We start from the raw sequence: 13283 nt of genomic DNA on the forward strand, positions 1-13283 counted from the left end.
ATGAGGGAACGATGGAGTCTCCCTGGCCAACGGGCCCCTTTGCCTGAAGATTACGCAATCAGCGGGTGCAGTTCACCGGCACTGACCAGCGCCAGCCAGTGCAGGGCGCGGCTGGCCGACACGTACAACAGGCGGCGTTCGTACTCGGTGCTGTCGTCATAGGTGCCGGTGTCGGCGCTGGCCACGATGGCCGCGCTGAACTCCAGGCCCTTGGCCAGATTCACCGGCAGAATAACCAGCCCACCCTTGAAGCGGTGCTCCTGGGTGGTGATGGGCTGGGCGTCGGTGTCATGGTCGCGCAGGGCCTCGCTGAGCCGTTCGGCGTCCAGGCCCCGGCGGGTCACGATGGCGATGTTGGTGTGCCCGGCGGACTGCGCATCCTTGACCGCCCGCGCGATCAGCTCCAGTTCATTGCCGTTCTGGTAGCGCTGCACCTCTGCTCCGTCACGGTCCACGCCCTGGACATCGGCGGCGCGGTTGTAGGTACTGGCAATCCGGGCGCCGAGTTCGGTGATCTGGCGGGTCGAGCGGTAGGTGCGGCTCAGGGTCAGCGTCTGCGCCCCTGGGAGCACGCCGCGCACGGCGTCCCAGGTGTTGGGTCCCTTGTAGCCGTGCATTCCCTGGTTCATGTCGCCCAGGGCCGTCAGGTGGCCCTCGCGCGTCGCGCGGCCCAGCAGCGTATACAACAAAGGGCTGTAATCCTGAGCCTCGTCGAGCACCACATGGTCGAAGGGTTCCAGTGTGCGCCCCACCGTCCGCCCAATTCCGCCCATAAACGCCTGCATGGCCAGCATCAGCGGCAGTTCGGTCACGTCAGCGTGCGCGCGGCGCGGCGTGGGAATACCGCTGAGGGGATCGGTCTGCAGCAGCTGAATTTCCCGTTCGGTCAGCAGGCTGCTGGCTTTCAGCGCCTCGGGGCTGCCCAGCAGGCGCCGCGTCTCGGTGACGGGGGTGGTGCTCGCAAAAACCCGCCCCAGCAGCGTGGTCAGCGGGGTGGACAGCTGGCGCAGCACACCGGCCTGATGTTCCTCGGGGACACGCAGGGTGTCCAGGGCGAGTTCCTCGACCACCCGGCGGAACGCAGCCCGGTAACCGTCCAGCGAGTCCTGGGCAAACACCGTCCGCAGGATCTCCAGCAGCGCCGCCTCGTCCAGGCTGAAGGTGAGCAGGCCGCGGCCGGGCACCTCCAGTGCCTCGCTGAGCGCCTGTCCCCGCAGGGCTCCGACCCACTTGTGCCACAGGTGGGTGCGCACCACGTCCAGCATGCGGGCGTCGCCCAGCAGCTTGGCGCGGCGCCACGCCAGCGCCCGCCGCGTGTTGTCGCGGTCCGTCAGCAGCAGGGTCAGGGTGCGGTCGGTGACCTCCAGCTTTTCCAGGCCCAGCAAGCCCACGGCCCAGCTTTCCGGGGTGGTGACGTTCACGCCCTCCAGGCCTAGCTCCGGCAGGATGCGACCGGCGTAGGCCGCCAACACCCGGTTGGGCATCAGCACCATGCAGGCTTCGGGCCGGGCCCGGTGCACCCCGCGCTCGGCATTGGTCATCCAGGCCAGCCGGTGAAAGCCAATGGTGGTTTTTCCAGAGCCGGCTGCCCCCTGAATAATCACCGGTGTACCGGCCGGGAAGCGCATGGCCTCGTTCTGCTCGGGCTGCAGGGTTTCGACCACATCGCGCATCCCGGCGGTCGAGCCCTCGTTCAGGCGCCGCAGCAGCACTTCCTCGCGCCCACCGGTATCACCGCCCTGCTCGTCGTCGTACAGGTCCGTGACGCGCAGCAGCCGCTTTTGCATCACGTCGAGCTGACGGCGGCGGCGGATGGTGCCTTTGCCACCCCGCCGGGGCGTCCAGGTCAGCTCATGGGTGTAGAAGAGGCTGCCGACCTCGCTGTCCCAGCCCACCACATGGTGCGGGCCCTTCACGTCCTGAAAAGCATGCTTCCCGACGTACAGGGTCTGTTCGCGGCCACCCACCCGCACTTTCAGGCTGCCGAAGTAGGGGTGATGTACGTGTGGCGAGAGCATCGCCGCGTGCTCGCCGGCCTCGTCCGCCATGATGACGCTGGTTTCCAGGTCGGCGCCGGCATTGCGCTCCCGGTCCTCCCAGAATTCAATCTGGCGCAGCATGGCTGCGACCGTGCCGTCCAGGTGGGCGGCTTCCAGGTCAAATTCAGGGTGGGTTTCGTTTTCCGGGCGGCGGGGTGAAGCAGCGGGCATCCGCCCAGCATAACGCCCTGGACGTAGACAAGGCACATCGTTACGCAAGACACGGTACGGGGTCTGATGCGGGCGTTACTCCGGCTTGACAGTCGCCCGGTCCTCCTGGCCAGCCCTCACACGGCGGTGCGGAGGCACATGCAGGCCGCTTCCCACCTGGGCGCCTGACTGCACCTGGGCATGCGCGCCAATAACGGTCAGGCCGCCTGCACCCCCGACCTGGGCATCGGCCTGGACGGTGGCGTGCTGATCGACGATGGCCCGCATGACCTGCGCCCCAGCCCGCACGACCGCGCCCGGCTGCAGGATGCTGTCGGTCACCACGGCGCCGCGCTCGATTACCGCGTTAGGGGCCACCACACTGCGCACGACCTGTCCGGCGACCACCGCCCCGCCACACACGAAACTGTCCGAGACTTCCGCGCCCTTCTCGATGCGGGCGGGTGGGCGGGTAATGCTGGCGGTAATCACTGGCCATTCAGGGGAATCGAGGTCGAAACCACGACCATCCAGAAAGTCGCGGTGCGCTCCGTGATAGGCCTCGATGGTCCCGACATCCATCCAGTAACCGCTCAGGGGGAAGGTATGTGCGTCCCCACGCCCGACCAGCGCGGGCAGAAGCTCTTCGCCGTAGTCGCCCAGTGCCTGTCCGCCTTTTTGCAACACGGTCAGGGTGTCCAGCAGAACGGCCGGGTTATAGGCGAAGACCTCGGCGGTCACCGTGCGGCCCAGCGGCTGCTCGGGCTTGTAGGCAAACTTCCGGACCCGGCCGTCAGCGCCTGCCTGCACATTGCCGAAGCGCGTGGCCTCCTGTTCAGTCTTCAGGTCGGTGGTGACCATGGTGACGCTGGCCCCGGCCTTCACATGGGCCTCGATCACCTCACCGTAGTCCAGGCGGTACACATGATCGGCGCTGAGGACCAGCAGCACGTCGGGAGCAAACTGCCGGATCAGCGGAGCGTGCTGCGCAAGGGCGTGCGCGTTGCCATGAGAGAACTCGCCGTCCTCGTTCTCAGGGCTGGAAAAGGGTGGCAGGACCACCAGCCCCCCGCGCGTGCGGTCCAGGTCCCAGGGCCGGCCGCCCGACAGGTGGTCGTTCAGGCCGTGCGGCAGGTACTGCTCGATGACCCACACGTCCTGCACACCGCTGTTGACCAGATTGCTCAGCGTGAAATCGATCAGCCGGTAGGTGCCCAGAAACGGCACGGCCGGCTTGGCCCGCTCGTCGGTCAGCGGGGACAGCCGGCTGCCCCGCCCTCCCGCAAGCACGATGGCAAGAACCTTCTGACCGGCAATGCGTGTAGCCACGCCGGCAGTGTTTCTCAAGGGGCCTGCAGCCGGGTGAGGGGACACCGGGCAGCACTTTAGAAGCAGTCAACACAAGACCCTTGCCAGCCACCCTGTAGTGTTCCTGCCTGACATGAAGGTGTCATGACGGGAGCGCACAGCCCTGTCCGTCTTGACCCTCTCCCCCATCTCGCGCCACACTGGGCGGCAGGCGTTGATCCGCAGGAGTACCGCGAGCGTCACCCATGAGCGAGCCTGAGACGGTGAGAGTCAGGCGGGGTTTGGAGGCGCGGGAAGGGCAGCGGGGAGCTGAACATTCACAAAAGTGCCGGCTCGCGCAGACAGCGGGGCCGGAACTGGGGTGGAACCGCGTGGACCGCGCTTTTCAGTGCTGCCGCGTCCCCAGACGAGCCGGGAAAACAGGCCGTCTGGGCGTTTTCCTGGCTTGAGACAAGGAGACGGTATGCCCGCACAATCCATGGAAGAACTGGTCAGCCTGTGCAAACGCCGCGGCTTTATTTTTCAGGGCTCTGAAATCTACGGCGGCCTGCAGGGCTTCTACGATTACGGCCCCCTCGGTGTGGAGCTGAAGAACAACATCAAGGCCGCGTGGTGGCGCAGCAACGTCTACGAGCGTGACGATATGGAAGGTCTGGACGCCAGCATCATCATGCACCGCCTGGTCCTGCGTCATTCCGGCCACGAGGCGACGTTCAGCGACCCAATGGTCGACAACAAGAAGAACAACAAGCGCTACCGCCTCGACCACCTGGTCAAGGACCAGAAGGCTGACGTGCTGGCCAGGGTGGCTGAGCTGATGGGCCAGAGCGCAGATAACTTCCCGGCGCTCGTGGCCGCACTGAACGCCAACCCGGCCCAGGCCAGCACTGCGCTGCGCGAGGCCGGCGTGCGCGATCCCTTCAGCGGCGAGATCGGCGAGTGGACCGAACCCAAGCCCTTCAACATGATGTTCAAGACGACCATCGGTCCCGTCGCCGACGAGGACAGCTACGGGTACCTGCGCCCCGAAACCGCGCAGGGCATCTTTACCAACTTCAAGAACGTGGTGGACTCCACCAGCCGCCGTCTGCCCTTCGGCATCGCGCAGATCGGCAAGGCGTTCCGCAATGAGATCACGCCGCGTAATTTCATCTTCCGCGTGCGCGAACTCGAGCAGATGGAAATCGAGTTCTTCTGCGTGCCCGGCACCGACGAGCAGTGGCACGAGCACTGGCTGGAAAAACGCCTGAGCTGGTGGGAAGCGCAGGGCGTGCCGCGCAGCAAGATCGAGATCCTGGACGTGCCGGCAGAAGATCTGGCGCACTACTCCAAACGCACCTACGACCTGATGTACGACTACCCGACCCTGGGCCACGAGGAGATCGAAGGCATTGCCAACCGCAGCGACTACGACCTGGGCTCGCACACCAAGGCGCAGGGCGAGCTGGGACTGGTGGCCAAGGTCGAGGAAAACAACGACTCGGTTGCCAAGCTGACCATTCCGCATCCCGAGACCAACAAGCCGGTCGTGCCCTTCGTGATCGAGCCATCTGCCGGGGTGGACCGCGCCATGCTGGCCGTCCTGAGCGAAGCCTTTACCAAGGAAACGCTGGAGAACGGCTCAGAGCGCATTGTGCTGAAGCTCAAGCCACATCTGGCGCCCATCAAGGTGGCGGTGATTCCGCTGGCCCGCAACCGCGAGGAAATTACCAGCGTGGCCAAGGCCATCAAGGCTGAGCTGCAGGGTCTGGGTCTGGGCCGGGTGCTGTACGAGGACAGCGGCAACATCGGCAAGGCCTACCGCCGTCACGATGAGGTCGGGACCCCCTACTGCGTCACGGTGGACTTCGACACCGTCGGCAAGGGTGAAGACCCCGCCCTGACCGACACAGTGACAGTGCGTGACCGCGACACCCTGGCTCAGGAGCGCGTGAAGATCAGCGAACTGAGCGCCTGGATTCAGGCCAAACTGCGCTGACGGATACGGAGCTGATCGCCGGTCGTCCTAAGACGACCGGCCTTTTTATTCAGGCTCCCGCCTTCTGCGTGAACAGACACCCTATACCGGCCAGAAGCACGACGTAAACACAGATGCTCGCGGTACAAACGGCTTTTGGGTATGTTCGTCATGCCCTGTAAAACGCATATCTGACCCGCTGCCGTGCAGTAACCAGCTTCATCTGGACAGTCTTCATTTTCCCCACTCTCAGCCTTTGGACAGATGAGGGGCAGCGCAATGTTGACGACTCTGCCAATCATGTCTCTTCGCCGACTGCGTGCCTGGGCGGTTCTGTGCCTTCTGGCCGCCCTGTTGCTGTATGGCATCTGCTTCCTGGATACCGTGCTGGCGGGACACAGTGTCACCGACACGGACCCCTTTCCTTACGCTAGTGCAGATGCGGTGCGCTACGAACTGCGTGGAATGCGGTACCTGTATCAGGGTTCTCTGCTTACGGGGCCGCATCTGGGGTACCCACTGGTGCTGTCTGTCCTGGCCGTGAATACGGCGCTCCTCTGGGGCGCACGGTCCTGGGGAGCGCCAGTGAAGCAAATGTTGCATGTCAGTGTGGCAGCGCTTTTGGTCACTTTGGGACTGGGTTGGCCCATGTTGGCCATCGCGCAGAAGCAGCACAACACCCTGCTGAGTCGCAGCCCACAGCACGGCGCTTCCGTGCGTGCCAGTCCTGCAGTGTTGCATGTCAGACAGTGTGTAAAGCGGCAGACAGAGGGCCCCTGCCTGCACGCGACCACCCTCAATTTTCCCAACCCCACCGCCTGGGGATTGGCGGGTTTGCTGCTTACTGGTCTGGCCGGACTACAGCGTAGGGGCACTCATCCCGTACGGGTTTCCCGTCCGGCATGACGCATAAAAGTCATGAATGCTGCGAGAATGCGGGTTTTAGTGAGAACAAGCGGTCAGCAGCTGGTGCGAAGCCCCATGCAGGGCTTAACACCACACTGGCATCAGGTGGTTCTCTCTGGACCGCTGCAGCTTTATCTCCACGAGCTGTCGTGACAGCCTGACGTCTCCTCAACTCCCCATAGGGCCATGGGCTGCAACGCTTGAGCGACGTCCCTCGACAATCTCCATGCGGTTTCCCCAGGGGTCCGAGAGGTAGAGGCGGCGCAGGGGCAGGCGAGTGTCCAGGCTACACAGCACACCGAACTGCTCTGCTCGCGTCAGCACCGCCTCCAGGTCGTCGCAGAACAGGCAGACGTGCCCTTTGGAACTGGGGACGAACACCTCCACAACACCAGTATGAATCTGCCGTCCATCAGGCAGCGCGAACCAGACACCACCGTTGGGCCGCAGGATTTCCGGCTTCAGCAGTTCAGGAAGGCCCAGAAAAGCCCCGAAGAAAGCCCGCGCTTGCTCCTCATGGCCAAAGGGAGCGTTCACCTGCACATGATCCAGTCCCAGAAGCATGAGCTGATGTTAGAACCTGCCAGAGGACACCTGTGCTACTCCTTCAGAGACAACCGTGATTCTGCAATTACTGACACTGTGCCGCTTTTTTGCTACTGAGCTGGTGGATTTCCCGGACCTCCTCTTCCGGTACCCTTCGCTTGGAAGGCAACGAGTTTGTGTCAGATGCATTTGGCAGATGGTTCCCTGATCTCTGGCATAACGCTGAAAGCATCTGCGCTCCGGCCAGGAGTTCGGCCCTGTCAGCTCCGGCGTGGAGGGAAACCTGCCATCCAGTCGAGCAGCCAGCGGGCCACCTGTGTACCCCGGGCGGTCACGATATCCAGATGGGCTGCGCCCGGCAGCGTGTGAACCGTGGTCTGGCCCAGCACCTGCCCGCCATACCGCCAGTAGTCGGCCGCTCTGGTCACACCTGCCTCGGCCGCAATGCCCAGCACCGGGGTCATGATGGACGCGGTATGCCACACGCGCAGCGCCTCATGTGGGGTGCCCCGGGTATCCAGACTGGCCGTGCTGACATCCAGGGTCAGCCGCTGCGGGAAGTACCACTCTGTCATGTCGCTCAGCGGGGTCCAGAAGCGGTTGACGAAGTCCTGTGCGTCGGTGGGCGCCTCTGGGTCGCTCCGCCAGCCGATAGGCACGCGGGAAAACCGCGGACCCACGATGGTCTGAGCATCCTCTTCAGCGCCCAGCAGTCGAGGCAGCGGATTGGGCTCTTCACGGGTGTTGGTGGCCTTCCCGGTATGCACGGCAAGAAATGGCAGCAGGGCGTACCGCTGCTCAATCTGCAGCATCGCCGCGGCCAGATTGGTCGCAGGCAGTGTGGTCAGGCCGCCGTCCGGGGCAGGTTCCTGGGGAGCGAGTTGCGCCAGCCGCGCCTGCGCGTTGCCCCGGATAGCCCGCTGGGGGCTGTAATAGAACGTATTGACATAGGGCATGCGGTTGATAGCGTCCAGGCCGGTGATCGGTCCAAGGGTCCCCCAGAAGCCGCGGCGGTATTCCTGGGCGCTGACCAGCCGCCCGTTGAGCAGGTTAGGGGTGCCGTCAAGCATCACCAGCCCCCGCACGTCCTGGTAACCCGGCTGACCGTCGAAGTCATACGCAGCGTACAGCCCGGCCAGACTGGCCCCCATGGAGTGGCCCCCGACGTAGACCTCAGGCGTCAGGGTACGGGCCTCCTGCACAGCCACCCGCCAGTCACGCAGGGTGGTGTCCAGCCCCCAGTCACGCATGAAGCTCAGCTGTCGGATGGGACGTACCGGCAGGGCACTGCGAACTATTGTTTCCAGCTCCGTTTTTCCCGCCTGTGCCAGGGGTGCATGCTCTTCGAGCAGGTTGCCCCGGCGGTCGACCGCCCAGACCGCCACACCCGGATCAAGCGCGACGATCTGGCGTGCCAGCCGGTCGAAACTCCCTGCGCCGCCCAGGTACCCGGGCATAAGCAGCAGAATTGCCCGGGGGCGCTCGGTCCCGTAGCGGACAGTGATACTGGCATTCAGGTCCGGTGGGGTGCCAGGAACAGTCACACCGGGGCGGACATGCCGGACCGCTGGAACTGCCCTCAGGACTGCCTCACTGATGGTGTTGGCAGGCGAAGCTGTGGTCTGAGCCTGTGTCGCCTCCCCTGTCCCCAGCAGCAGCGACAGGGCCAGCACCAAGCGTGCAGACAGACACATGCCTCGATGCTAGGTCTCGCGGTCCCGAGGCCGCCCAGAGCTTCCCTGAGGGCTCAGCTCATGCGAGCAGCTGCACTCATGTCTCGTCCTGATCGGCCCGAGGATCGTACTTGTCCTGCAGATAGCGCCCGTGCGCACGCAGCGCACGTCCCTTAGCTTCACCCCGTACCTGGACCACCCGCTGCATGCGGTCCTCAATGAGGCGCAGCTGATCCAGCAGTTCCCGATCCGTACGGGCATCCCTGGGGGCAGACTGGTACGCCTGCATCAGCTCAGGCAGGTCCTCACGCGCCGCCTGCCGGGCGTCATAGACGTCTCGCTCCAGCGTCGTGTCTCCCGCCGTCAGGCGCAGTGCGTCCCGGGTGGCCAGCACCGTCGTTTGAAAGGCCGCGCGGGTGGGCGGTGGAAGTGCGCGCTGATGGGTACGCAGGACCGAGAGCAGTTGCTCTTCGTCCTGCGGCAGGTCAGAAGCGGCAGTTCCACCGGAAACCTGCGAGTCAGTGCGGATCAGCTGCCCGGCGCGCCGCATAGCCCACAGCAGTCCCAGCAGGGCCAGCAGCAGCGTCAGGGCCAGCAGCCAGCCGGCAAGATCACTGCCCTGCAGGACGCCCAGACCCAGGAGCAGGACTGCCAGCCCCACAACACCAGCGCCCAGCAGGCTGAGCAGGACCAGGACAAGCAGACCAGCCGCACGCCGGCTCAGGTTCCGGCCTCGTTCCAGATGCCACGCCGGGCCGCGCGGCCTCAGCCACGGGTCAGGCTGGGCCAGACGGGGTAATCCCGGAGACGGGGAACGGAGCAGGCCACGCACCACTCGGGAGCCAGTGCGGACCGCCTTGAAACCAGCACGAACACGCGGCGCCATACACTTCACAGTACGCGCCGTGTATGAAAGTCGTTGCATTGGACCCTGAGCAGGTGCAGTTCAGGCACGGAGCTCGTGAAACCGTTTGCTCAAAGCTTGCCAGGGCGCCAGCTGAAAATGGTTGTGTCCCAGCGGACTGGTACTGGGCAGCACCCAGACCTCAGCGCTTTCCAGAAGCTGAGTCTGAGGCCCATAGGGCAGTTGCCCGGTCGGAACCCGCAGTGTTTCGGAAGCGCCGCGCTTGCTGGTAAACGCCACGAGCTGTGGGCGATACCGGCGGACTTTGGCACGCAGTTCATGAGGTGCCCACGCTTCGCCAGGCAGCGCGGCGTCCACGCCGCTGTGGCGCTTGGCCACGTCGGTCAGTCCAATCCCGAAGGCAGGCAGCAGCGGGTATTCCCGGGGCACGAGCTGCCTGGGGGTCAGGCCCACCTCGTGCAGCGTTGCCCAGAATTTGTTCTTGGGGTTGGCGTAGTAGGCCTGCGCCCGTGCACTGATGCGGCTGGGAGCAGTCCCCACCAGCACCAGTGTCAGGCCTTCTTGGAGCACGTCAGGGACCAGGTACTCACCGCTGCCGGTCAGGTCAGGGACTGGCAACTCGAACAGCGGGTCAGTCATCGTCGTAGCGCTGCCCGTGAAAGGGATCACCGCGCATGTGGTAGCCGTTGCGCTCCCAGAAGCCCGGACGGTCCCCGTCCATGAATTCCAGCCCGGAGAGCCATTTGGCGCTTTTCCAGAAGAACAGGTGCGGCACGACCAGCCGCAGCGGGCCGCCATGCTCAGCTTCCAGCGACTGACCATCGAAGGTATGGGCCAGCAGATTCTCTGGCCGCGCGAAATCCTCTAAAGACAGGTTGGTCGTGTACCCCCCAGCGCTGTGCACCATCACGTGCGTGGCGCCGGGCTGCAGGTCCAGCAGAGGGAGCAGATCAGTCACGCGCACGCCGGTCCAGGTGGTGTCCAGCTTGCTCCAGTGGGTGACACAGTGGATGTCGTAGGTCAGGGTCGTCTGGGGCAGGGCCAGCAGTTCCTCCCAGCCGAAGGTGCGCTCACCGGCCAGCCCGAAAATACGGACCTGGGCTTCGGACGCCGGGTAGTGCTGGGTGGGGCCGTAGGTCAGCACCGGGAAGCGCGTGGTGAGCGTCTGGCCGGGAGGAATCCGGCCGCCCATGTCGTTTTCAGGCTTCTTAAAGAACTTGCCGAGCATGCTGCTCACTACACACCCGCCTGCCGGAGCAGGAGGTATGTAGCGGCCCAGAGTGCCTTAAGCTTTCAGATTCCTGCCCAGCGGTGGCTGGCCGGGACAGGCGTCCATTCCAAAGGGGACCATGTGGTGTAGAATATACACGAAGGCCGGGGTCCTCTATCCCCCCGACGCCGAAACCCCGGCTCTCCGCGCACAGGCGCGAAGGAGAGTCCGAGAATGCAAGTTCACGACCAGGCACGCCATGAAGTCGAACGCGCACGTCACCTCAGTGACCTGCGGGATCTGCTCGCTCTCGTGCGCCGTCAGCCCAACGAACTGCTTCCGTTTGACTGGGTGCGCCACCTCTGCCCGGAAAGCGAGCGCGCCCTTGGCGTGCAGACCATCGAGGTGGAGGACATCATCGGGTCGGTTGACCGCTACCGCGAATTCGACCGGCATTACCTGCCCAAGGAACCCCACCTTGACGAACGCTGGATCGGCGTGCGCGCCGCGCAGCTTCAGGGGCGCGAACTGCCACCTATCCAGGTGTACAAGGTAGGCGACAAGTACTTCGTCAAGGACGGCAACCACCGTACCAGCGTGGCGCGGCGGCAGGGACAGAAATACATCGAGGCCGACGTGATCGAACTCAGCGTGGCCTTCGCACCCGACGAAAATGACACCCTGCGCGACCTGATCATCAAGGGCGAATACGCCCGGTTCCTGCGCAACACCCGCCTGCACGAGATCGTTCCCCACCACCGGCCAATCTGCTTTACCACCCCAGGCCGCTACGAAAAACTGCTGGAGCACATCCGCACCCGCCAGTACTTTATGGACCGTAAGCCCGAACGTGCCGGGATGCCGCCGGTAACCTGGGAGGAGGCGGTGGAAAGCTGGTACCGGCGCCTGTACCTGCGGGTCGTGGAAAACCTGGAAACCCACGACGTCATGCGGCGTTTCCCCGGACGCACCGAAGCTGACCTGTACCTGTGGATCATGGACCACCGCTATTTCCTGAGCCAGAGGGATGGCCATGACGTCGGCAGTGAGGAAGCCACCATGGACTTCAGCGCCCGTCACGCGCCGCCCGTGTACAAGCGGGTCGGTCAGCGGGTCAGGCTGCTGCTGCGCGGTCAGCTGCGGCCAACCATGTAAGAAGGAGGGGGAACGCGTGCACATGCGTTCCCCCCTCCCAAGTGTGAATTACTGAGGCTGGCCCAGAACGTACTCGACCAGGGTGCCCACACCCCAGCCCGTCGCCACGCCTTCTTTCTCGGCATTCCCGGCAATGTCCAGATGCGCCCAGGGCCTTGTAACGAACTGCGAGAGAAACAGCGCCGCCTTGATGCTTGCACCGGCCGGGTTCAGGTCGCTGTTTTTCAGGTCAGCCACGGTGTTTTTCTGGTAGGCCTTCAGGTAGGGCGCGTGCAGGGGCAGTTCCCAGATGTGCTCGCCTGCTTCATGCGCCGCGGCGCGCAGGCGGTCGGCCAGGGCGCGGTCGTTGGAAAACACTGCGGCGATGTCATTCCCCAGGGCGCTGATCTTGACGCCGGTCAGCGTCGCCACGTCCACGAGTTCAGTGGCCCCCTCGTCGCAGGCCACGGCCAGCGCGTCGCCCAGCACGAGGCGCCCTTCGGCGTCGGTGCTCACGATTTCTACCGTTTTGCCGTTGGCAGCGCGGTAGACGTCGCCCGGACGCATAGCATGGGGACCAACCATATTTTCGGCTGCCGCCACATAGGCGCGCACCTCGACGCCCTGCGGAATACGGTCCTTCAGGTCTGCCAGGGCCCGCATGGCCCCCAGCACGGCCCCTGCGCCGCCCATGTCGTTCTTCATGCCGTACATGCCCTGGGTGGTCTTGATGGAGTAGCCGCCCGTATCGAAGGTGATGCCCTTGCCGACCAGTGCCACGACGCGCGTGACCTCTCCACGCGCCGGCAGGGTCACGCGGATCAGGCGTGGCCCGGTCACACTACCGGCCGCCACGGCAGCCAGCAGTCCCATTCCCCGGGCCTCGATCTCCGCGCCGTCCCAGACGTCCACGTCCAGTCCAAACGCTTCCAGGAGGCGAGCCTCACGGGCCAGGGTCGCCGGGTTGATGACATTGGCCGGCGCGCTGACCAGTTCACGGGCCAGGCTCAGGCCAGCACTCAGAGCCTCCACCGCAGCCTGAGCCTCTGCCTTCAGGCCGGTCATCTCAAGGGTGGGAACTCTGGCCTGCTCCGCGTCGTCACCCTTGAAGCGGGTGTCCTGCCAGCCGGCTGCCAGCGCGGCGCTGGCCAGCGCCTGGGCATGGTCTGTGGGCGCGACCCGCACGGCCGTGACCTTGAGATCCCGGGCCAGTTTGGCGATGGCAGCCCCCAGTTCACGCGCCTGCGTGGTGTCCGACGGCAGCAGTGCCAGGGCTTCGTCTCCCTGGGCCGTCCGCGCGGCCAGACGCACCTCACCGGGCTTCAGCCCCCGGGTCAGGCGCCCGGGGAACGCCTCGCCTGAAAACACCACCGACAGCTCTGAGTGCTCCACGTCACCGTGAAGCTCCGTTCCAGCATGAAGTTGCATGGTCTGCAGTAAAGCATGAAGGCGCCGGGCGCTGACTGTCCGGAGATCGGCAGACCCGTCACCTATA

The 13283-nt window shown here is 64.8% G+C and carries 11 protein-coding genes; 3 read left to right on the plus strand and 8 right to left on the minus strand.

Annotated features, from left to right (window positions below; genetic code table 11):
- Positions 1–50: 50 nt before the first annotated feature.
- Together DEIDE_RS10040 and DEIDE_RS10045 are read right to left on the minus strand one after the other, a co-directional pair.
- Positions 51–2210: a HelD family protein gene (locus DEIDE_RS10040; protein ID WP_242402903.1), complete on the minus strand. Its 2160-nt coding sequence runs from the start codon at positions 2208–2210 to the stop codon at positions 51–53.
- Between the two features lie 75 nt (positions 2211–2285).
- Positions 2286–3536, minus strand: a complete 1251-nt coding sequence (locus DEIDE_RS10045) for a sugar phosphate nucleotidyltransferase (protein WP_338032115.1) — start codon at positions 3534–3536, stop codon at positions 2286–2288.
- 424 nt (positions 3537–3960) lie between these two features.
- On the opposite strand from DEIDE_RS10045, the gene DEIDE_RS10050 reads away from it, so the two are divergent.
- Entirely contained in the window at positions 3961–5475 is a 1515-nt protein-coding gene (locus DEIDE_RS10050; protein WP_012693843.1) for a glycine--tRNA ligase, read from the plus strand.
- Positions 5476–5754: 279 nt separating this feature from the next.
- Positions 5755–6360 (plus strand): hypothetical protein, encoded by a 606-nt coding sequence (locus tag DEIDE_RS10055; RefSeq protein ID WP_162485441.1) that lies wholly within the window; start codon positions 5755–5757, stop codon positions 6358–6360.
- Positions 6361–6528: 168 nt separating this feature from the next.
- Here DEIDE_RS10055 and DEIDE_RS10060 read toward each other — a convergent pair whose 3' ends face one another.
- The 5 genes from DEIDE_RS10060 to DEIDE_RS10080 all read right to left on the minus strand — a co-directional run bounded on the left by DEIDE_RS10060 (position 6529) and on the right by DEIDE_RS10080 (position 10672).
- Complete coding sequence (locus tag DEIDE_RS10060) at positions 6529–6924, minus strand: VOC family protein (protein WP_012693845.1); 396 nt, start codon at positions 6922–6924, stop codon at positions 6529–6531.
- Positions 6925–7166: 242 nt separating this feature from the next.
- Positions 7167–8600, minus strand: a complete 1434-nt coding sequence (locus DEIDE_RS10065) for an alpha/beta hydrolase (protein WP_162485442.1) — start codon at positions 8598–8600, stop codon at positions 7167–7169.
- A gap of 76 nt (positions 8601–8676) precedes the next feature.
- Entirely contained in the window at positions 8677–9465 is a 789-nt protein-coding gene (locus DEIDE_RS10070) for a hypothetical protein (protein WP_041227216.1), read from the minus strand.
- Between the two features lie 60 nt (positions 9466–9525).
- On the minus strand, positions 9526–10083 hold the full coding sequence (locus DEIDE_RS10075; RefSeq protein WP_012693848.1) for a mismatch-specific DNA-glycosylase: 558 nt from the start codon (positions 10081–10083) through the stop codon (positions 9526–9528).
- Entirely contained in the window at positions 10076–10672 is a 597-nt protein-coding gene (locus DEIDE_RS10080) for a sulfite oxidase-like oxidoreductase (protein ID WP_041227562.1), read from the minus strand. The genes DEIDE_RS10075 and DEIDE_RS10080 overlap by 8 nt, the downstream gene beginning before the upstream one ends.
- A 216-nt stretch (positions 10673–10888) precedes the next feature.
- Here DEIDE_RS10080 and DEIDE_RS10085 point away from each other — a divergent pair, with 216 nt between their 5' ends.
- Positions 10889–11809 (plus strand): DUF4032 domain-containing protein, encoded by a 921-nt coding sequence (locus DEIDE_RS10085; protein ID WP_012693850.1) that lies wholly within the window; start codon positions 10889–10891, stop codon positions 11807–11809.
- A gap of 48 nt (positions 11810–11857) precedes the next feature.
- Here DEIDE_RS10085 and DEIDE_RS10090 read toward each other — a convergent pair whose 3' ends face one another.
- Positions 11858–13216 carry a M17 family metallopeptidase gene (locus DEIDE_RS10090; protein WP_083764249.1) on the minus strand — a complete coding sequence of 453 codons (1359 nt, stop codon included), beginning with the start codon at positions 13214–13216 and terminating at the stop codon, positions 11858–11860.
- Positions 13217–13283 lie beyond the last annotated feature (67 nt).

Source organism: Deinococcus deserti VCD115, from assembly GCF_000020685.1.
Taxonomy (GTDB): Bacteria; Deinococcota; Deinococci; order Deinococcales; family Deinococcaceae; genus Deinococcus; species Deinococcus deserti.